The sequence below is a fragment of the Roseivirga sp. BDSF3-8 genome, from assembly GCF_041449215.1.
Taxonomy (GTDB): domain Bacteria; phylum Bacteroidota; class Bacteroidia; order Cytophagales; family Cyclobacteriaceae; genus JBGNFV01.
Genome location: NZ_JBGNFV010000001.1, coordinates 4,733,328 through 4,753,113 on the forward strand (window position 1 = coordinate 4,733,328; position 19,786 = coordinate 4,753,113).

Here is a 19,786-nt window from a genome sequence, read left to right on the forward strand (position 1 = left end):
ACCTTAAAGACAGAACATGAAAGCGATACACTACCCCAGCCTTTTCAAATACGCCCGCCAGAGCATGGGTCTGAACCAGAGGGAGATGGCTGAGCGCCTGCGCGTACACCAAAGCACTGTAAGTAAGATAGAAAGCGGCAAACATTGTCCACACCGCGGCACCATGATGGGCCTTGCGCGCCTGACCGGCCTCTCCATGCACCTGCTCACCCAAAGGGCAGCACACCATACCCGGCAGCAAAAATTACCCAAAACCACCCACGTCAACCGCCCGGCCATCAGGTATAAACCTGCCGACCTGCAGGTGGCGAAGTTTCGCCAAAGCGAGCTACGCAATAAGCTTAAAACCAGCCTCTACCTGAAAGAAAAAGCCCTGCAAAGGCAACAGGCCCAGCGCTATATGCATGATCTGGCAGAGACAAATGCCCTGCAAATACTCAGTGAAGCACAGGAGATTACCAGTCACCTCCAACAGAATAATGCTCCCCCCGCCCTGCTGGCTACAGCCCGTAAAACACAACACGAGGCCGCCAGCCACCTGGCCCTGCTCCGCAAAAAAGCCATCCGCATACCCCCAGGCTACAAACTACTGCTTATGGAGGCAGAAGTGAGGCAGCTAAAAGCGAGAATAGAGGTTCTTTGAAAAGATAATGGCTAGTGGATAATTAGTGTCCATTATCCATACCCAAATAGCACCAGTCCCCGTCGTATGACGGGGCCCCCATCGGTGAGAGATGCTGTTGGGATCGCTAAAACCTAACCCATCATCCCCACACTAAACCCGCGGGGTTGTCCCATCCGCCCTCCGGTGGTCCAGACATTTTGCATTACCCGCACAGCTGTCCATAGCCGCAAGCTAAATCACCCCTGCCTGTAGAGGCGCGATTCATCGCGCCTTGTTCCGTCTGGCAAGAAATCAGGGAAGGGTCACAAAACCCAAAAAATGCTCATCAGCCCCCATCTGCAAGCCCGGCCCACAAGCTAGGCGGTAAAACTCCTCCTTAACTACCGCGGTGTTGCACTCCGCGAGTCGCACTCCGGGAGCTGCACTCCGCGAGTCGCACTCCGCGAGACCCCGTCTGGCTCTTTACCCGGCGGTAGCTGCTACCCCCCACTCGCATAACAGGCGCACAGCTCACAAGCTAAGCACCAAAATCCCCCTCCTGGACTCAGGAAGATCCGACTTTCGCTGGGCCCGCATCCGGTGGTCCGACTTTCGGTGGTCCGACTTTCGGTGGTCCGACTTTCGGTGGTCCGGCATTCGGTGGTTCGAGAAATGCGTCAATAGGATATGCATACTGCCATATTCAACCAATCCCTCCTAAAAATCATTTTTGACTATTCCGCCCTGTCACATTAGCCATTTGTCTATTGTCAGCAAACAGTACATAACCCCTTAGCCCCGGTCAATAGCGTGTCGTTTTCAACCGGATTAGCATAAATAAAAGCTATTTAATAGTTTAGGGAAAGTGTAATGGCCCGTAAAGGCTCCAATTACCACATCCTAACACCCAACCAATCACATGAACATGAGAAAATTCGTATTGTACCTGCTAATAGGCTTCAGCCTGTTCTCTTTTCAGTCTGCCGTGGCTCAAACGGCCGTTAACCAGGAGAACAACACCATGCACCAGGCCATCCGGCAGAGAACCGATCAGATATATGATAGCCTCGTGGCCATCCGAAGAGATTTTCACAGACATCCTGAAGTTGCCGAGAATGAAGCAGAGACTTCCCAAAAGATCATCCGGTACCTGAAAGAACTCGGACTGGAAGTACTAACAGATGTAGGAGGATACGGCGTAGTAGGCATTTTACATGGTAGTGAAGGCGGCAAGTCCATTGCCTGGAGGGCTGATATCGATGCAATGGCCTCTGACTTTCCCGATGTGGTCGATTTTGCGTCTGAAAATGAAGGCGTGCGGCACATCTGCGGGCACGACGTCCATACCACAGTAGCCATGGGGATCGCCAATGTACTGGCAAGTCAGAAAGACCATATTAGGGGCACCGTATATTTTGTTTTTCAGCCATCCGAAGAAAATATAAAAGGAGCCAAAGCCATGATAGACGACGGGCTCTTTGATCTTATCAAACCCGATGAAACCTATGCCTTGCACATAAGCCCGTTTCCCGCTGGTACTATAGCTGCCAAAGCCGGGAATATGTATGCTGATTATAAAAAAATTGACATCCTCTTAGATAAGAATGACAACAGCGCTGAAGCCATATCCGCGGTGAAAGAGATTATCAGAAGCATAGAGAACAAAAGATCTCCCGATGCTTTTGACAATCGGGCCAATTTAGGACACCCTGAAATGGGCGTTATGAACCCCAATACCATCTACAAAGACTACCTTTCACTGGATGCTACCATAAGAGTAAAGGAAGGAGATAGCAACGTGACCATCAATGCCTACATGAATAGCAGCGACGATGAGCAGCTTAAGCGTGCAAAAGAGCTCTTAACCCAAAAGCTCAGGTCTTTTGAATACAAAGACCTGGTACAAAGTATTGACTTCCATCCTATTACCTATACTGTTAAAAACGATCCGGCATTAGTTAATAAGTCCCTGGAAAGCATTTCAACTATATATGGATCAGAAAGCGTCGTCCCGCTATACGGAGTTCTCGCAGGCAACAGCGATGATTTTGCCCTTTTTCAGGAGCAGGTGCCTGGGGTGTACTTTTTTCTCGGGGGCTCTGATTACAGCAAAGGCGTTATTTCCATGCCACATACCCCCGGTTTCCAGGTAGATGAAAGCAGTATTAAAATTGGTGTGCAATATTTTTCCTCATTGATTGTCGAGAGGTTAGATGGCCGCTAGATAGTCCCGGCGGGGTTCTGCCCGTATAGTATCCGGCTGAGCCCCGCTCCAAAACAATTCTCCCCTCCTTTCCGTCTATTAAACTATGCCGGAAAATGAATTTATCTACGTATTCGACCCTCTCTGTGGCTGGTGCTACGGGTTTGATGAGCATTTACTCAGACTCCAGAAGAAGTTTGGCAGTGATATGCCCTTTACCGTATTCAGCGGGGGAATGATCATTGACGAAAACGCAAAGCCCATAGCCGAGTCCGCCGAATTTATAAAAAGCCATATCCCCGCCGTGGAGGAAGCCACCGGTGTCACCTTTGGTAAGCCCTTCCTGGACCTGATGGAAGAAGGTACCTACCACCTTGATTCAGAGCCCCCCTCCCGCGCACTCAAGGTCTTTAAGCGACTCGGTGACCGCACCAAGTCCCTGCAATTCGGTAGCCGTATACAGGAAATGCTCTATAAAGAAGGCAAAGACCTTAACCAGGTGGAAGTCTACCTGCAAGATGCCGAAAAGTTCGGAGTAGATCCCTCCCTGTTTCGTGATTTTTTTGAGGAGGAAAATATCAAGCGCAAAACCCGCGAAGAGTTTGATTTTACCCGTTCGCTAGGCGTCAGAGGCTACCCCACCCTCATTTTGCGTACCGGCGACAAAGGTGCGGTCATCAGCCGTGGCTTCCTTCCCTTCCGGGAGCTGGTACGAGCCGTGGAGACCGTGTTTGCTAATACCGGGGATAACTAGCACGCCAGGGCATGCAAACCTATGAAGACAGCAGAAGCGGAGCATTTTTTAGCCTGACCAGGGATTACACTAGCGATTTTCAATGGGTTAGCCATAAACCCTATCTGCTGTACATTCACTGGAACAGAAGCCCCGAACCCATTCCCGTCAATATAGGTAGCGTGCCCCTCACCCTGATGCCCGGTCAGCTTATCTCCAATACATTTTTGCAGGAGTTTACTATTGCCAAAAGTTCAGCCCTTCTCACCACCTTTGCCTTCAACAGAGAGTTTTACTGTATACGCGATCACGACCAGGAGACCAGTTGCAACGGCATCCTGTTTATGGGAGCCCGCACCCCTCCCCTTATCACCCCCGGTGCAGAAGAAACCAGAAAGCTAGGCCTCCTTCTCGCTGTTTTTGAAGATGAGTTCGGTACCCGTGATAATATCCAGGAAGAGATGCTGCGTATGCTGCTCAAGCGGCTCATCATCAAGCTCACCCGGCTGGTGCGCCATCAGCAAATGCCCCATGTAAAAGATATGCAGACAGTGGATATCATTCGGAAATTCAATATCCTGGTAGACCAGCACTTTCGTGTAAAACACCAGGTACAGGACTATGCCGAACTGCTGCATCGCTCACCAAAAACCCTCTCTAACCTCTTTGCAAAATATAGCCTTGAGTCACCGATTTCGATCATCCACGGCCGTATCACCCTCGAGGCCAAACGACTGCTTTTACATTCTTCTCTCAACGTGAAGGAAATCGCCTACCAGCTAGGCTTTACGAGCCCCGGCGCCTTTCAGCACGTTTTTAAGAAGTGTACAGGCCACTCCCCTGCCGCATTTCGGGCCGCCCCGGATAAACAGTCTGCCTAAAGGGAAAAATTCAGCCCTTTCCGGGAAATATTGCCTCTTACCCCCTCGTAAAAGACCCGTTAATCAGTAGGAAAGCATTAATAAACCAAACATTAACTACTGATTATTATGGCAACGCATTTTAATGTACCTACTACAGAAGAAGTAAGCGAAGGCAACAAAGCGATCTTCAGCAACCTGGAAAAAGGCCTCGGCTTTGTTCCTAATCTCTACGCCACCTTCGCCTATAATGACACCGCCCTTGGTGACTACCTTACCCTTCAAAATCGTAAATCGACCCTGACGGCCAAAGAAAGAGAAGTGATAAACCTGGTAGTTTCCCAGGTAAACGAATGTAACTACTGCCTTGCCGCCCATACCGCCCTGGCCAAAAACCTGAAATTCTCTGATGAGGAAATACTGAGCATACGTACCGGCGAACTTCCCGGCAACCAAAAGCTGAACGCCCTGGCAGGACTGGTAAAAGAAATTGCCCGTAACCGCGGCACTGTCTCAGAGGATAAGCTCGACGCCTTCTTTGCCGAAGGCTATACCAAGGCAAACCTCGTGGATGTGATCATCGTCATCGGCGATAAGATCATAAGCAACTACCTGCATAAAACAACTCGTGTGCCCGTAGACTTCCCCGCGGCTCCCGCCCTGGAAACACAGCCTGCCTGAGAGCAGGTCACAGCGCCTCACAATCGTCCATGTGAAGTAAGAAGCATCCGCCTGCCAGCGGGTGCTTTTTCTATTATCATAAGCCATACCAGAGACTCGATCCTTCATTTCCCCCTTACATGCCTATATTAGCACAAACCGTCACACAATTCTGTGAAATACATCCTCCGGCATATAGTTTCAGTAGTCTTTTTAGCCTCACTGATGCAGTGCACCGAAAAGCCAGCCACCAACCCCTTCACCCTGCCGGAAAATGCCGGCCATCTCGTAGCAGGAGATTCAGCCATGACCTGGAAGCTTGCCCGCCGTTTTAATGGCGATACGCGCATGAATATGGGCGATTGCTTTCTCTCCTACCGTATTACCTATCGGGCAGATAACACCATGCAGGATAATAATGGCGAGCATTCCGGTTGCGGCCCCACCCTCGCCGGCACCTGGAAGTTCGCCAGAGACAAGTCCGGCAATGCCTTACCTTAAGTGGTATAGCCACCAGCTACCCGCACTGATGAATACTGAAGCCACCGATAAGGCTTTTAAGATCATGAGGCTGCAGGAAGATCAGATGGTCCTCAAATTCAGCCATAGCCAGTACACCGATAAGCCCCGGGTCATCACCGACGTGTATGTACCCGAAGGCACCCCTGTGGAAGACCGTGAGTTTCACTGGTAATAGGTATCCTGCTTTAAGCTTTGGCCGGCCTGCTGATAGCCGTACGGGAGTCCGGTTTAGTACTATTCTAAAAACAAAGGCCCCTGCCCGGTGTATGGACAGAGGCCTCTTATCAGCGCTGGCAGCTTCTTTATTCGCCAGCCTCTTTGATCACTTTACCCCCCTTCATCACAAAGGCCACACGCGTCATCGTGCTTATATCTTCCAGCGGGTTTTCAGGAGTTGCCACCAGGTCAGCCATCTTGCCTTCCTCCAGGCTGCCGATCATTTCATCAGCCCCCAGTACCTTAGCCGCTACCGAAGTAGCCGACTGTATCGCCTCCATCTCCGGCATGCCACCTTCTACCATCAGCTCAAACTCGCGGCCGTTTAGTCCGTGCACAAATACCCCCGCATCCGTGCCAAACACAATGTTTACCCCTTTTTTATAGGCTTTGGCAAAAGTACCCTGTATCTGCGGACCCACCGCCAGGGCCTTAGGCACTACGATGTCCGGATAGTAGTAGCCCGGGACTTTGGCCGAGTCAGCCACCGTACGCCCCGCCGTCAGGGTCGGCACCAGGTAAGCCCCCTTCTCTATCATCAGGTCCATTACCTCATCATTCATGTAGCTGCCGTGCTCTATCGTTGTCACCCCGGCCATCACTGCGCGCTTCATGCCTTCCGCTCCGTGCGCGTGCGCCGCTACATGCATGCCGTAGTCATGGGCCGTCTCCACAATTGCCTCCAGTTCATCCATTCTGAACTGCGGGCCACTGCCGTCCTTAGCCACGCTCAGCACCCCGCCCGTAGCCGTAATTTTGATCATGTCCGCTCCGTTCTTATAGCGCTGGCGTACCGCCTCACGCGCTTCCGCCGGCCCGTTTATCACCCCTTCGTTCGGACCGGGCGTACCCATCAGGTCACGCTTCATACCATTCGTAGGGTCAGCATGGCCACCCGTGGTGGCGATGCTCTTGCCGGAGGTATAAATCCTCGGGCCCGTTACCAGCCCCTTATTTATCGCATTGCGCAGCGCAATATTCACCCCCGTGCCCCCTACGTCCCGCACCGTCGTAAAGCCGGCATCCAGGGTCGCTTTCGCGTATGCCAGGGAAGCAAAAGCAATATCCGCCTCATTGTACAGGAAGCGTTTCGTATAATTATCCGGGCTGGTCTGGTTTTCAAGGTGCACGTGCATATCGATCAGGCCAGGCATTACCGTCATGCCTTTCATATCGATCACCTCATCACCTGCCCCTGCCGTGACGTAGCCTTTTTCTATGGAAGTAATTCGGTCACCTTCCACTATGATCGACATTTCCTCTTTTGCCTTTTTCGAAACACCGTCTATCATGGTGCCCGCATGTATGATCGTCCGTTGGCCCAGGGCCGTTAGGCTCAGCAGTAACAAGGCCGACAAGACAGGTAGTATAGTCTTCAGTTGCATGTATGAATTCCGGTTTATCGTTTTTCGCTGATGCAAAATAGAAAATTACCGGCAGCAACATAAGAGCAATAGCCCGATTAGAGAAATACGGGCAGGCACTTTTACAAAAACTACGGTTTTGGTAGGTTTAAAGACTAAAAGCATCCCCACGTTTTGAGAGAGTATTACCTTCAGATCCTTGACTTAGGCAACGATGCTACCAAAGAAGATATCAGGAAAGCCTATCGTAATAAGTCCAAAAAGTATCATCCTGATGTAAACAAGTCGCAGGATGCCGCTGAGTTGTTTCATAGAATTAAAGAAGCATACGATTATCTCACCAAAGAGCCAGAGCTGCACCAGACGGTTTTTCAGGAGGAAGAAGAGCTTTCCGAACGGGAAAAGTGGCGGATCATAGCCAGGCAGAGAGCTAAGGAAAGAGCCATAGAGCAGCAAAGATACCAGCAGGAACTGATCCGGAAGATAGTAAAGTACTTTACCCCCGCAGCCTGTATTATTATCATGATCAATGGGATACTGGCCCTCGACTTCATGCTGCCCTTTAAGAGTCACGAACAGGAAATTGTAGATAGGTCAGCCGTTTTTGTGGGCAATATGAACGGCAGAGGCAGTTATATCTCAGAAGAGTACCGGTATGATGAACTGATTTTCAGTGACTACACCATGAGGTTCGATAAGAGAACTGTACCTGCCACAGATCAATATGATCACGCAGTAGTCAAAGCCACCTCCCTCCTTAATATACCTATGAAAGCTCTCATCACCATAAATGGCGTAACAAAACAATACCGGCAGGCTTACAATATCTATTATATTTTTGGCTACGTCATACCCCCCATGCTTTTAACAGGCCTTCTGTTTTTCCGGCTCAAAAAGCCCATGGCCCGGCTCAATGCAGCTATAGTGATGTTTATTTTTTCTATATATCAGCTAATGGTATTTTTCTTATAAGTCCGACTTTCGGTGGCCCGACATTCGGTGGCCCGACTTTCGGTGGCCCGACTTTCGGTGGTCCGACTTTCGGTAATTATATCTAAAGCCCCGCCTTTAAAAATTCCTTTCCCCCGCTGAAAGTGGAGTACAATGCTAGGTAGGGAAAGGTGGCCGCGGTAGTGCGTATCCGTACCCAAGAAAGCCTTATCAAAGAGCTGAAGTTACGTTACCTCAAAAGTCATTTCGCGGCCGGAAAGGGCAACCCAACCACCAGCTAGCCAGCTATAGCCATCGCGCGGAAATCCTAACAGACTGTGATTGCGTATTTGCACTACTTCTCACAAAATTCCTTTCCCCCGCTGAAGTTGAATGGATTACAATGCTAGGTAGGGAAAGGTGGCCGCGGTAGTGCGTATCCGTACCCAAGAAAGCCTTATCAAAGAGCTGAAGTTACGTTACCTCAAAAGTCATTTCGCGGCCGGAAAGGGCAACCCAACCACCAGCTAGCCAGCTATAGCCATCGCGCGGAAATCCTAACAGACTGTGATTGCGTATTTGCACTACTTCTCACAAAATTCCTTTCCCCCGCTGAAGTTGAATGGATTACAATGCTAGGTAGGGAAAGGTGGCCGCGGTAGTGCGCATCCGTACCCAAGAAAGCCTTATCAAAGAGCTGAAGTTACCTTACCTCAAAAGTCATTTCGCGGCTGGAAAGGGCCCCACCCTTAGCTTGCCGGGGATAACCACCGTAATACGAAAGAAGACCGGAAGCACCTGTGTTAAAAGGTCATATCTGCTACCGGGCAGAAATAACAAAAGGAGCAGAGTATCAAACCCCGCTCCTTCACGCAAGTGTAGTTATTCTTTTAACATTTACCCGCTGCAGATGTTTAAAACATACAGGGCTTGAATGCACCTTTTTTAATAAGCCCTCACCCATTTTTCTAATCATAACCTTTAGCGCAAATGGCAAAAGACCACGGCAACTCAATTAAGAACGATAAGCAGTACGAGGAGTTAAGAGATAAGGGGATGAGCAAAGAGAAAGCCGCCCGCATAGCCAATACCCAAAACTCCGGGGAAAAGGGAGGAAAGGCTGACAAATACGAAGAACGTACTAAAGACGAACTCTATGAACAAGCCAAAAAGATAGGTATAGAGGGAAGATCTGACATGACTAAAGACGAATTGATAGATGCACTACGCAACCACTGAAAACATACATACCACCTACGCTGAAAAACCCAGGCAAAAGGTCTCTTTCTTCAGGAAAGTCCGGCACGCCGTACACTCCCTTGAGACGCGCTGGGACCATGTAAGGCTCAGCTTCAAGCACCGGTTCAACCTTATGGATCCGGTAATTATCTTTCCCTACAGAGGCCTGGGTAATAACCGTGAGGTTTATATAAAAGGGCGCATACAGGAAAACGAAGGCCTGGCCGTAGAAAAACGTGAAGACATGACCGTGTGGGAAAACATCCGGCTCATGTACCGCCGGTATGAAAGCGACGAGATACCTTATCTTCCCATTAAGGGCACCTTTTACGGGGAGACCATCGAGACCAGGGCAGATGACGAGGGCTACTTCGAAATGCATTTTAAGCCCGGGAAAGACCTGGTCGATCCCAATACTGAGTGGCATCATGTAGACCTGCACTGTCCTGCACATAAATATACGTTGGACAAAGACCTGCATGCCCGCGCCCACGTACTCATACCGAATGAAAAGGCTGCTTTTGGTGTAATCTCCGATGTGGATGATACCATCCTGAAAAGCAACATCACTAACTTCTTCGGCAAGATAAAGACCTTGCTGATGAATGACGCCAAAAGCAGGGTAGCCTTTCCGGGTATTGCCGCTTTCTACAGGGAACTGCGAAAGGGTACCTCTAACGAGGAAGTGAATCCTATTTACTACGTGTCCGGGAGCAGTTACAATATTTATGATCTGCTAGACCGTTTTTGTGAGGTGAAAGAAATCCCCAAGGGGCCGTTTATGCTCAGGGAGTTAGGGTATACACGTGATCAGGTATTTATGCAGGACACACTCGGGTATAAGGTAAGCATGATCCAGCGGGTACTCTCCTACTATCCGGACCTCTCCTTTGTCATGGTGGGCGATAGTGGCCAAAAAGACCCGGAAATATACCGTAAGATTGTCAAGCAGTATCCCGGCAAGATAAAGGCCATATACATCAGAAATATCGATCAGAGCGAACAGCGCCAGTCAGAGATCACGGCCATTGCGCGTGAGCTGCACGGATGGGGTGTGCCCATGCTCCTGATTGATAGCACCAAGGAAGCCGCCAGGCATGCTGCCGAACTCGGCCTTATTACTGAAGAGGGAAAACAAAACGTCATTGATGACGCAGATAAGGATCTTCGTGAAGAAGCACAGGCCAATGCCAACTAACCTTTTAGCTGAATAGCAGTAAAAGCGTGGCTATAAACGCTATAGAATAAACAGACAACAAGCCTGCCCTTAGGGTGGGCTTATTTTTTAGCAGGTACGTACCCAGAGCGAGAATCAGCAGGACAAAAGGCAGCAGGATCTTAACCGGTGACAGCCGCTCACTCACGATAAGACTGTCGTCCTCATTCATAAGCTCAATAGAAAGAATACTCCCCAGGATGGGTGTTTTCTCCACCATCACCTCACTGCCCAGTGGAAAACGCTCAGACACATCCTGCCCTACTTCTACCCGCTCATTGGCCGTAAATATGGCCGTCTGGCCCCCGGAGGCCGAAGTCTCTGCCGATTGTTTAAAGAAAAGAGTGTCCCTGCTCTGAACAGGTGCCAGCGTATAATCCAGTGCCAGTAGCAGACCGATCAGGAGTGATAGTACCACCGTAATAGCAGAAGCATATCCAAGGTTTACCGTAATGCGCGTTTTACCATTAACTGTTTTATCCTCCGGTGATGACTTACCCTTTGCGGCTTTGGCATACATTGATTCCTGCATGCGGGTAAACTGCTCAGTGATCAGCAGTTCACGGTCGTATATAGTCCTCTTCTCCGGGTTGCCCAGTACCCGGTAAGCTTCTGCGATACGCTCAAAGATAATGCGGTCTTCGGCCTTTTTGCTTTTATCGGGGTGATGAAGCTTGGCCAGCTTGTGGTAAGCCTTCTTTATTTCCGCTTGGTTGGCGTTTCTCTCTACTGCTAGTATGGCGTAAAAATCGCTCATGTCAGTGCTTCAGGTGCACAATTATCTAGGTTCAGATAGTTAATTCAAAGCAAAGATAAAAATAATAGCGACCTGTTTCCCCCTTATTTATAAACTCCTTAGCCATTCCGGGTACGATTGGGAGCCTTGGCTACGTAAAAAGTCCAGTATGTTGCCTTTGAGCAATTGATTTAGGGCCTGAAGAAGTACGTTCCTTTCCTCCCCCCGGCTGCAGTAGCATTCAAAGCAAACAGTACTATATTCCTTTCCTTTTATACTGACCTTTCCCGTTTCGATCTCACAGGCGCTGGCCGGCTGCTCACCAGGTTTGGCCCATCGCCTGTCTTCCGGCAGGTAGATGGCTATCCTGCGGTCTTTTTGTACCGGCAGCCACTCATCGCCATCTGCATGGTGGTCTGCCAGCGTCATGGTTTCAGGGGCCGACCATTTCGTCCATTTTCCTGCCATACCCAGATCAGCCAGCGAATTATCAAGTGAAATGGGTTCAAGCAGTAATTTAGCTTCCAGGCGTTTGGATCTCAGTTTCAGGCCCGCTGCACCCGCGCCCGTCACCAGATAATAATCCGTACGTACCTCGCTGTTTACAGCCGCATAGCCTGTCTCTTTCAGCCAGTTGTCAATTAAACTGTCCCTGTCCTGCTGCCAGAACCACCGTATTTCTGCTGTTATATGCATATATAAAAAATACGGACTCTCATGTTGAAAGCCCGTATCAATTAATGTATTAATCCATTATTAGTCTTCGGTACCATCGTCTTCGCCACCGGTACTGATACTAACGTCTGTATCTTCACTTTCTACGCTCAGGCTACCGCCATCGCTGTTTGCATCAAATTCAACTTCCGTCTTATTATCCGCATCTTCATCTTTTCCTACCATTGTTTCCTTATCGGCACTGGATTCATTGCCACCACATGAGGCAAATCCGAATATGAATGCACCTACAAAGAATAATTTCAGAAATTTCATATCAAAAAATAATTGGTTTCAATTTATAACCCAACAGGTGTTGCCAATGTTTAAGAGAAAAACAGGAAAAGCCTGTACAGATTGAAGTAAATGGTATAGTAAACCGCTTACTAATGAGGATTATAAAGAGGATGTTTGCTCCCTTTAAAAAAGTCTGTTTATATTTCGCCGTCAATTTTAACGCACAAAACTTATGAAGAAATTTTTCCAGATAGCAGTAGTGACCCTATTCCTGGTAGTAGCCTACAGCACCACTAGCAAGGCGCAGGATGTGAACTTGGGTGCTGGTTTGATCTATGGTTCAGAAATTGAAAACGTAGGTCTTCAGGCGCGTGCCGATATTGGTCTTAGCGATAGCTGGAGACTGGCCCCCGCCCTTAACTTCTTTTTTCCCAAAAGCGTGGGTAACGTAGACCTCAACTGGTTTGCCATCAACCTTGATGCCAATTATATCATCCCTGTCGATAGCGACGTGGTAGGCCTGTATGGCATTGCTGGTCTTAATATTGGCTTCCTGAGTGTAGATTACGAAGACGATTTCTTTGATGACAACAATGATACAGAATTAGGCCTGAACCTGGGTATCGGTGCAGAGTTCAACATCGAAAGTTCAGTAACCCCTTCTTCGAACTTAAGTATGTTATCGGAGATGCCGATCAGGCAGTTATTGCAACAGGCGTGAAGTTCCCTCTGAACTAAGCCGTTTATTAGGTAATAATTATATTGAAAGGCCACCTGCTTACGCAGCAGGTGGCCTTTTCATTTATATCAGGATGGGCCCTGCGTTCAGGCATTCTCCTTCTCTGCTTTTTGAGATTTAGAAGATTCATTACCATTTTCCCTCATCTTTTCCGCTGCCATTTTCTCTACCATCTCCTTTTGCTCCGCCTCCCTTTTTGCCTTAGCCAACTGCGCCCGGTGCTCGATCTGGCCGTGTATGTCATTGCTCCGGTCATCCAGCCGGCCTATAGATTCTGATTTGCCGTACAGTATCAGCGTATCCCCCTCCATGATAGTGGTAGTGCCTTCAGGAGTGCCTACAAAGTCTTTATTTTTTCTTTTGATTGCCAGTACATTAAGTCCTTCTCCTTTAAGATTAGCTTCAATCATTGTTTTACCATTCAGCCAGTCTTTTTTCTCAATGTACAGCTCACCGATCCCGTACCCTTCTGCCAGTTTCAGTAAATTAGAGTAGTCCCTTACATTCAGGTTCGTATACCGCCTCAGCGCAAAATTAATGAGCCGGTTCATCACCTGGTCAAAGTACTTGCTGTGACTTATGAGCCATAGCAATATAATCGCCCCCGTCAACACCAGCAGCCTCAGCCCCACCCCAAAGTTTTCCTGGCCCGGGTTCCACAGCGTGAGCATCAGGGAGGCCACAGCCGTAATGATCCCCGCATTACCCAACAGCATCAGTGTAAGGATGATACGCCGCCTCACCGGGTGGTTTACTACCGATTCCGCTTCACTCGTGGTAAATCCCACCCCTGTAAAGGCGGAGCGGGCCTGGAACTTGGCCGAGGGGCGGCTCAGGCCTGTGTGCTGCAGCATGATGGAAGCCACCTTAGTGACCAGTAAACTTAGGGCTATAACCAGTATCAGCGAGATGAGTGAGAGCATGTAAAATAATATGTTCTTTAATTCTATAACCGGTTTTACCACCGCATTGATTGCTCTGCGGGTCCGGATCATGGCTTTTTCTGTAAATTCCCTTATTTTCAGGCAAAAAAAGTCACATGACCCATATGCGAAGCGCACTACTCGTTGTCCTGCTCGCGGCTTTCGCTGCCTGTGCAGGAGAAAGCCAACAGGAAGAGACACAATCCTCCGGTGAGCCTGCTACTGCCGCTACCACCGATGCCAGTAAACTGGTGGATAAATACACCGATGTTACCCTTACTTCCGACCTCTCACATCTGTCAGATGACCAGAAAAAGATGGTTGGCCTCCTCATTCAGGCTGCCGATATCATGAACGAACTTTTCTGGTATGAGGCACTCGGAGACAAAGCCCCCTTCCTCGATAGCCTGGAGAGCGAAAGCCTGAAGCAGTTTGCCCGGATCAACTATGGTCCCTGGGACAGGCTGGAAGGCAATGAACCCTTTATCAAAGGTGTAGGTCCCAAGCCTAAGGGAGCCAACTTCTACCCTACCGATATGACCAAAGAAGAGTTTGAGGCCGCCGGCCTGGCAGACAAGCAGAGCCAGTATACCTTCCTTCGTCGTGATGAGGAGGGTAACCTTAAGACCGTATGGTACCACGAAATGTTTGCTGACCAGGTACAGAAGGCCAGCGATCTGCTTAAAGAAGCCTCCACCCTTGCAGAAGACCCCGGCTTCAAAAAATACCTCGAGCTCCGTGCCGAAGCCCTCCTTACGGATGAGTATCAGCCAAGCGATATGGCATGGATGGAGATGAAAAACAATGAGGTGGATATCGTGATAGGCCCCATAGAAACCTATGAAGATCAGCTTTATGGCTACAAAGCCGCTCACGAAGGCTACGTACTCATTAAGGACATGGAGTGGAGCGACCGCCTGTCAAAGTATGCCCAGTTCCTGCCCGAACTGCAGGAAGGCCTGCCCGTAGAGGCTGAGTACAAAGCAGAGATGCCCGGTACCGATGCCGACCTCAATGCCTACGATGTAGTCTACTATGCAGGTGACTGTAATTCAGGTAGTAAGACCATCGCCATTAACCTGCCTAATGACGAAGAAGTACAACTGGCCAAAGGCAGCCGTCGCCTTCAGCTTAAAAATGCTATGCGTGCCAAATACGATAAGATACTGGTACCCATTGCCGACCTGCTTATCGCTGAGGACCAGCGGGAAGATATTACTTTCGATGCCTTCTTCGCCAACACCATGTTTCACGAAGTAGCTCATGGCCTGGGTATCAAAAATACCCTGGACGGTTCCGGTACGGTACGCGATGCACTAAAAGAGCATGCTTCCGCCCTGGAAGAAGGCAAGGCTGACATCCTCGGCCTGTACATGGTTACCCAGCTTCAGAACAAGGGTGAGATAGACGCCGAACTTAAAGACTTCTACACCACCTTCCTGGCCGGTATATTCCGCTCCGTACGCTTTGGTGCTTCCAGCGCCCACGGTAAGGCCAACATGATCCGGTTTAACTTCTTCCAGGAAATGGGTGCTTTTGAACGTGACGAAGAGACCGGCACCTACCGCGTAAACTACGACAAGATGCAGGAAGCCATGGACGCCCTGTCAAATAAGATCCTTGTGCTCCAGGGTGACGGCGACTATGACGGCGTTTCCGAACTCGTACAGAACTACGGCAAGATCCCCGCTCAGCTCCAGGAAGACCTTGACAGACTGGACGCTCAAAACATCCCTGTAGATATTGTATTTGATCAGGGCAGCGATGTACTCGGTATAGCCGGTATGTGATAGCCCCCACGGCATAAAAGCGATAAACCCCGGCAGGAAACGGATCCTGCCGGGGTTTGTTTTTATGTATGAAAGCCAAAAAAAACACCCGCCGGAGCCCGGCGGGTGTTAGTCTTATGGAATTCAGATGATTAAGCTTTATTTGCCTCCTTCGAGGTTCGCCTCATACTGCTCCCTCGTCATCACGGTAATTTCATCCATTCCGTTCTTAGAGAGGGCCTTATTGTATTTAGGCAGTTCCTTTTCTATCACCTCATTTACCCGCTCACGCTTTTCCTGCATGCGGGCCTCAAGCCTTTCCAGTCCTTGTATCTGGCTTTCCGTGGGAGCACCCAGGTAATTGATCACACCCCCGTAGATGTCCGAGATGCGCTCCCGCATTCTCACCTCACCGGTTATGTCGCCTTCTTTAGTGGCCACCAGCTCCTTATGCAGTTCCTCCATTTCACTCGCAAGCTGCTTCAGGTTACGGGCATTTCTGCCACTGGCCTTTTCAGCCATTTCCGAAGCCTTCTCCTGTATGGTGGTCACCTGCTTATCCAGGAACGCCAGATCCTCCAGCATATCATAGGCCTTGTTGGCGATCTTACGCTGCATGGCACGGCCCTCATCCGAGTGCTTCGATTCAGGGTCATCCATCAGCGTTACCGTGCTCGTATACGTATCATCACCCTTCGTAAGCCTTACCGTATAGTCACCCGGGCTATACGTGGGACCAAATATAGCACCAACGGTCAGCGTAGGAGAAGACGGCACCTTTGGCGGGTCCTTACGCACATTCCACGACACGCGGTTAATCCCTTTGCCTTTGCCCGCCGGTAGTTTATCGATCACCTTACCCTCATCATCAAGGATTTCCAGGAACATGTCGCCGAAAATGTGACGCTTTTTCAGGTAGTAGGTGATCACCGCGTCACTTGTGCTGTTATTACCCACAAACTCCTCATCACCATTCCAGCCCTGTATCGAGTTCTGCAGGCGGATCACATACGGGCGGCTTTCCAGGAAAGCCACATCCTGCTCCATCGCTTTTGCCGTAAGGTTACGTAGCGGCGTCAGGTCATCAATGATCATCACTCCGCGGCCATGTGTACCCAATACCAGGTCATGCATTTCCGGATGGATCACCATCTCGTGAACGGCTACGTTAGGAACGTTTCCGGTAAACTGAGACCAGGTGCTGCCGCCGTCTACAGACAGGAACAGGCCACTCTCCGTGCCCAGGAACAGCAGGTTACTGTTCACAGGGTCCTGGATAATGTCATGCGCATACCACTTGATGTTTTCATCCACTAGCGAAGTCCAGCTTGCCCCGTAATCTGTAGTCTTGTACACATAAGGCTTCTTATCGTCCTGGCGGTGAGCGTCTATCGTCACAAAGGCCGTACCCTCTTCATAGGGGCTGGCAAATACGCTGCTCACCCAGGCCTTAGCCGGTGCGCCGGGCAGGTTGCCCGTCACGTCTGTCCAGTTCTTACCACCGTCGCGGCTTACCTGTACGTTGCCATCGTCCGTACCTACCCACAGTACATTCCTGTCCAGGGGCGATTCGCTGATCGCAAAGATCGTCGTATTGTTCTCAGCCGTACTGTTATCTATCGTAAGGCCGCCGCTTTCCTCCTGCATCTGGCGCTGCGGATCATTAGTCGTCAGGTCCGGAGAGATCCTTTCCCAGCTATCACCCCTGTCAGACGAGCGAAACAGGTATTGGGCACCCACATACATATCGCCTGATTCCCCGAAGTATACCGGTGCCTCCCAGTTATAGCGCAGGTTATCTGCATTCTCATCAGGGTAAGGCTCTATCACCTTTATCTCACCTGTCTCGGAGTTCATCCGGCGGATTTTTCCCCCCTGGTACTGCCAGTACAGGATGTTCCTGTCATCCGGATCCGCAAACGTATTAAAGCCGTCACCGTAGCCTACATTCTTCCAGTCCGAGTTAGCAATGCCACCCGGGCTTTTCGAAGGGCCTACCCAGCTCCCGTTGTCCTGCAGGCCGCCATACACATTATAGTAAGGCTTCTCATTATCCACACTGATCGCGTAGAATTGTGAGATGGGCAGGTTACGGATAAAGCGCCAGGTGTTGCCTTTATCATTACTCACATACAGGCCACCGTCAGTACCCACATACATGTAATCATTATCTTCCTTGCTTACCCAGAACGCATGCAGATCAGAGTGTACATTACCCCCTTCTACAAACGGCGTTTGAAAGGTACGGCCACTATCTGCACTTACATACAGCGTAAAGCCAGGCTTCCATACCCTGCCCGTATCCACCGGGTCAGGATAGATATTGCTAAAGTAGAATGGACGCTCCTTAACACTGTTTGACGTGTTGATTTCCTCCCAGTTATTTCCTTTATCGAACGAACGGTAAAGTGCTGTATTCTCTGATTCTACCAGTGCATACACCAGATCGGTGTTCACCGGCGACACCCCTACCGCCACTCGCCCTACCCGGCCATCAGGAAGGCCTTGGCTAAGCTCTCTCCAGGTCTCACCGCCGTCGGTGGATTTGTAAACCCCGCTACCTTTACCTCCTGACTGGAAGTCATAGGCCGTGCGACGGAAAGTCCACATACCGGCATAAAGTATATCAGGGTTTTCCGGATCTATCGTTATGTCAGAAGCGCCGGTGTTCTCATCTACGTACAGCACCTTGTTCCAGGTTTGTCCGCCATCTGTGGTCTTGAATACACCCCGCTCTTCATTAGCGCCCCACAGGTGACCCAGCGCAGCGACATATACCGTGTTAGGGTCTTCCGGGTGAATAGCAATCCGGGCTATACGCTCGGTCTCCTCCAGCCCCATGGATGTCCATTTTTCTCCCCCGTCTGTGGATTTGAAGATGCCATTACCCACCGAGGTACTGTTTCGGGTCCATGGCTCGCCTGTACCTACCCACACCGTGTCCGGGTTAGACTGATCTATCGCTATCGCTCCGATCGACTGGGTGTGCTCATCAAATACCGGCTTGAAGGTAACACCCCCGTTTTTTGATTTCCATACGCCACCCGAAGCCGCACCCACGTAAACGACCCTCGGGTCATCCTGTACAGCGTCCACAGCAGCCACCCGGCCGCTCATTACAGCAGGGCCTATTTGCCGCGCCTTGATCTCTCCGAAGGTATTAGAGTTTACCTTTGGTGCTTTGGATTGGGCGTAGGCACCGGTAAACAAAACCCCGGAGGCCATCAGGGTCAGTAATATTTTTTTCATGTGCCAAAAAGGGTTAAGTGGTATAAAAAAGGGCCTTAACAGGCCCTTATAAGATTAGGTTACTCCGGACGGGCAAACTGTTCGTCAGATACTTCAGAGTCCAGCGTGACTGTCTCGATCATGATCTGGTTCATCGTCTGTCCCTCAGCATTCTTGTAATCAAAGCTGTGAGGGAAGATCATACCGTCTACCTCCTTGTAGTTACTGTAGTAAGTCTCTCCCACTACCTCCTGGCCTTGTACGGTGGTTTTGCTTCTGGCTTTCAGAATCACGTAGTTCTCCGCGTCAATGTAATAAGTAGTCGCGTCCCCGTTATCTTTCGTTACTTTCACCAGGTATACATCAGATCCTTCGAAATCCTCTGTACCCATCAGTTCCATGTCGAATTCCTTATCCTGGGCAGTCTTTAGTTCAGAGTCCACAGAGGCCTTATCCTTCATGTTCTCTTTCTGCTCATCGCTAAGGTCCTGGGGAGCAGCGGCATTAGGCATGATCATAAAGCCATCATTACCGTCATAGGCCTGTACGAAAACCTTACCCTGGACAGAGCCTTCCATGCGTACCATTCCCGGGCGTTTGATAATAAGTTTCACGGGTATCTCAATACCTTGCGTCATCGTGCCTTCATAAACGAGGGTATTGATGTCACTGCGTTTTTCCTGGTTTATTACCTCAAAATGGTTTTCCAGTACCTCCTCCAGTGTCATATCCTGGGCCTGTACAGTAAGTGCCAGGCACACAGTAAGAAATGTAAATAGGATTTTTTTCATCATCGGTAAGAGTAAGTTTTTGGTGATTTCTTAACCTAAACATACGGTTCTTATCCGACAAATGATGGGCTTTCTATCTAAAAGGTATAATCTTCCCTGTGG

General features: G+C 49.7%; 19 protein-coding genes. 12 read left to right on the forward strand and 7 right to left on the reverse strand.

The features are described from left to right. Window positions 1–16: 16 nt before the first annotated feature. The 7 genes from AB9P05_RS19540 (at window position 17) to AB9P05_RS19570 (ending at window position 5,754) form a co-directional block, all read left to right on the forward strand. Window positions 17–643, forward strand: coding sequence for a helix-turn-helix domain-containing protein (locus tag AB9P05_RS19540; protein WP_371910523.1), 627 nt, complete (start codon window positions 17–19; stop codon window positions 641–643). 886 nt (window positions 644–1,529) lie between these two features. Then, window positions 1,530–2,828: a M20 family metallopeptidase gene (locus AB9P05_RS19545; RefSeq protein WP_371910524.1), complete on the forward strand. Its 1,299-nt coding sequence runs from the start codon at window positions 1,530–1,532 to the stop codon at window positions 2,826–2,828. An 85-nt stretch (window positions 2,829–2,913) separates the two neighbouring features. Beyond that, a complete protein-coding gene (locus AB9P05_RS19550) occupies window positions 2,914–3,561 on the forward strand; it encodes a DsbA family protein (protein WP_371910525.1) in 648 nt (215 codons plus the stop codon). 11 nt (window positions 3,562–3,572) lie between these two features. After that, window positions 3,573–4,421, forward strand: coding sequence for a helix-turn-helix domain-containing protein (locus AB9P05_RS19555; protein ID WP_371910526.1), 849 nt, complete (start codon window positions 3,573–3,575; stop codon window positions 4,419–4,421). Window positions 4,422–4,529: 108 nt separating this feature from the next. Then, a complete protein-coding gene (locus tag AB9P05_RS19560) occupies window positions 4,530–5,081 on the forward strand; it encodes a carboxymuconolactone decarboxylase family protein (protein ID WP_371910527.1) in 552 nt (183 codons plus the stop codon). Window positions 5,082–5,234: 153 nt separating this feature from the next. Then, window positions 5,235–5,561: a hypothetical protein gene (locus tag AB9P05_RS19565; protein ID WP_371910528.1), complete on the forward strand. Its 327-nt coding sequence runs from the start codon at window positions 5,235–5,237 to the stop codon at window positions 5,559–5,561. A gap of 28 nt (window positions 5,562–5,589) precedes the next feature. Next, window positions 5,590–5,754 (forward strand): hypothetical protein, encoded by a 165-nt coding sequence (locus AB9P05_RS19570; RefSeq protein ID WP_371910529.1) that lies wholly within the window; start codon window positions 5,590–5,592, stop codon window positions 5,752–5,754. A 130-nt stretch (window positions 5,755–5,884) separates the two neighbouring features. Here AB9P05_RS19570 and AB9P05_RS19575 read toward each other — a convergent pair whose 3' ends face one another. Further along, the gene (locus tag AB9P05_RS19575) at window positions 5,885–7,183 is read right to left on the reverse strand and encodes an amidohydrolase family protein (RefSeq protein WP_371910530.1); all 1,299 of its coding nucleotides are present in this window, start codon (window positions 7,181–7,183) and stop codon (window positions 5,885–5,887) included. Between the two features lie 153 nt (window positions 7,184–7,336). On the opposite strand from AB9P05_RS19575, the gene AB9P05_RS19580 reads away from it, so the two are divergent. From AB9P05_RS19580 to AB9P05_RS19590, 3 genes are all read left to right on the forward strand, one after another. Further along, window positions 7,337–8,134 (forward strand): DnaJ domain-containing protein, encoded by a 798-nt coding sequence (locus tag AB9P05_RS19580; protein WP_371910531.1) that lies wholly within the window; start codon window positions 7,337–7,339, stop codon window positions 8,132–8,134. A gap of 948 nt (window positions 8,135–9,082) precedes the next feature. Next, window positions 9,083–9,331, forward strand: a complete 249-nt coding sequence (locus AB9P05_RS19585) for a Rho termination factor N-terminal domain-containing protein (protein WP_371910532.1) — start codon at window positions 9,083–9,085, stop codon at window positions 9,329–9,331. After that, window positions 9,312–10,529 carry an App1 family protein gene (locus AB9P05_RS19590; protein WP_371910533.1) on the forward strand — a complete coding sequence of 406 codons (1,218 nt, stop codon included), beginning with the start codon at window positions 9,312–9,314 and terminating at the stop codon, window positions 10,527–10,529. Before AB9P05_RS19585 ends, AB9P05_RS19590 begins: the two co-directional genes overlap by 20 nt. A 4-nt stretch (window positions 10,530–10,533) precedes the next feature. On the opposite strand, the gene AB9P05_RS19595 is transcribed toward AB9P05_RS19590, so the two are convergent. From AB9P05_RS19595 to AB9P05_RS19605, 3 genes are all read right to left on the reverse strand, one after another. Beyond that, window positions 10,534–11,304, reverse strand: coding sequence for a J domain-containing protein (locus AB9P05_RS19595; RefSeq protein ID WP_371910534.1), 771 nt, complete (start codon window positions 11,302–11,304; stop codon window positions 10,534–10,536). Window positions 11,305–11,391: 87 nt separating this feature from the next. Beyond that, window positions 11,392–11,979, reverse strand: coding sequence for a hypothetical protein (locus AB9P05_RS19600; RefSeq protein WP_371910535.1), 588 nt, complete (start codon window positions 11,977–11,979; stop codon window positions 11,392–11,394). Between the two features lie 60 nt (window positions 11,980–12,039). Then, window positions 12,040–12,273 carry a hypothetical protein gene (locus AB9P05_RS19605; RefSeq protein ID WP_371910536.1) on the reverse strand — a complete coding sequence of 78 codons (234 nt, stop codon included), beginning with the start codon at window positions 12,271–12,273 and terminating at the stop codon, window positions 12,040–12,042. A gap of 193 nt (window positions 12,274–12,466) precedes the next feature. Here AB9P05_RS19605 and AB9P05_RS19610 point away from each other — a divergent pair, with 193 nt between their 5' ends. Continuing rightward, complete coding sequence (locus AB9P05_RS19610; protein WP_371910537.1) at window positions 12,467–12,955, forward strand: outer membrane beta-barrel protein; 489 nt, start codon at window positions 12,467–12,469, stop codon at window positions 12,953–12,955. A 104-nt stretch (window positions 12,956–13,059) separates the two neighbouring features. Here AB9P05_RS19610 and AB9P05_RS19615 read toward each other — a convergent pair whose 3' ends face one another. After that, window positions 13,060–13,968 (reverse strand): TrkA C-terminal domain-containing protein, encoded by a 909-nt coding sequence (locus AB9P05_RS19615; protein WP_371910538.1) that lies wholly within the window; start codon window positions 13,966–13,968, stop codon window positions 13,060–13,062. A gap of 53 nt (window positions 13,969–14,021) precedes the next feature. Between AB9P05_RS19615 and AB9P05_RS19620 the strand changes: the two genes are divergently transcribed. Then, the gene (locus tag AB9P05_RS19620) at window positions 14,022–15,686 is read left to right on the forward strand and encodes a Zn-dependent hydrolase (protein ID WP_371910539.1); all 1,665 of its coding nucleotides are present in this window, start codon (window positions 14,022–14,024) and stop codon (window positions 15,684–15,686) included. Window positions 15,687–15,824: 138 nt separating this feature from the next. On the opposite strand, the gene AB9P05_RS19625 is transcribed toward AB9P05_RS19620, so the two are convergent. Further along, window positions 15,825–18,914 carry a hypothetical protein gene (locus tag AB9P05_RS19625; protein WP_371910540.1) on the reverse strand — a complete coding sequence of 1,030 codons (3,090 nt, stop codon included), beginning with the start codon at window positions 18,912–18,914 and terminating at the stop codon, window positions 15,825–15,827. 59 nt (window positions 18,915–18,973) lie between these two features. Continuing rightward, window positions 18,974–19,687 carry an outer membrane lipoprotein-sorting protein gene (locus AB9P05_RS19630; protein ID WP_371910541.1) on the reverse strand — a complete coding sequence of 238 codons (714 nt, stop codon included), beginning with the start codon at window positions 19,685–19,687 and terminating at the stop codon, window positions 18,974–18,976. Window positions 19,688–19,786 lie beyond the last annotated feature (99 nt).

Bases quoted from the DNA above. Each gene is read 5' to 3' on its own strand.
- AB9P05_RS19555 (WP_371910526.1), top strand. From the start codon at position 3,573: ATGCAAACCTATGAAGACAGCAGAAGCGGAGCATTTTTTAGCCTGACC.
- AB9P05_RS19605 (WP_371910536.1), bottom strand. From the start codon at position 12,273: ATGAAATTTCTGAAATTATTCTTTGTAGGTGCATTCATATTCGGATTT.
- AB9P05_RS19545 (WP_371910524.1), top strand. From the start codon at position 1,530: ATGAGAAAATTCGTATTGTACCTGCTAATAGGCTTCAGCCTGTTCTCT.
- AB9P05_RS19625 (WP_371910540.1), bottom strand. From the start codon at position 18,914: ATGAAAAAAATATTACTGACCCTGATGGCCTCCGGGGTTTTGTTTACC.
- AB9P05_RS19575 (WP_371910530.1), bottom strand. From the start codon at position 7,183: ATGCAACTGAAGACTATACTACCTGTCTTGTCGGCCTTGTTACTGCTG.
- AB9P05_RS19595 (WP_371910534.1), bottom strand. From the start codon at position 11,304: ATGAGCGATTTTTACGCCATACTAGCAGTAGAGAGAAACGCCAACCAA.
- AB9P05_RS19585 (WP_371910532.1), top strand. From the start codon at position 9,083: ATGGCAAAAGACCACGGCAACTCAATTAAGAACGATAAGCAGTACGAG.
- AB9P05_RS19570 (WP_371910529.1), top strand. From the start codon at position 5,590: ATGAATACTGAAGCCACCGATAAGGCTTTTAAGATCATGAGGCTGCAG.
- AB9P05_RS19600 (WP_371910535.1), bottom strand. From the start codon at position 11,979: ATGCATATAACAGCAGAAATACGGTGGTTCTGGCAGCAGGACAGGGAC.
- AB9P05_RS19550 (WP_371910525.1), top strand. From the start codon at position 2,914: ATGCCGGAAAATGAATTTATCTACGTATTCGACCCTCTCTGTGGCTGG.
- AB9P05_RS19540 (WP_371910523.1), top strand. From the start codon at position 17: ATGAAAGCGATACACTACCCCAGCCTTTTCAAATACGCCCGCCAGAGC.
- AB9P05_RS19615 (WP_371910538.1), bottom strand. From the start codon at position 13,968: ATGATCCGGACCCGCAGAGCAATCAATGCGGTGGTAAAACCGGTTATA.
- AB9P05_RS19590 (WP_371910533.1), top strand. From the start codon at position 9,312: ATGCACTACGCAACCACTGAAAACATACATACCACCTACGCTGAAAAA.
- AB9P05_RS19560 (WP_371910527.1), top strand. From the start codon at position 4,530: ATGGCAACGCATTTTAATGTACCTACTACAGAAGAAGTAAGCGAAGGC.
- AB9P05_RS19620 (WP_371910539.1), top strand. From the start codon at position 14,022: ATGCGAAGCGCACTACTCGTTGTCCTGCTCGCGGCTTTCGCTGCCTGT.
- AB9P05_RS19630 (WP_371910541.1), bottom strand. From the start codon at position 19,687: ATGATGAAAAAAATCCTATTTACATTTCTTACTGTGTGCCTGGCACTT.
- AB9P05_RS19610 (WP_371910537.1), top strand. From the start codon at position 12,467: ATGAAGAAATTTTTCCAGATAGCAGTAGTGACCCTATTCCTGGTAGTA.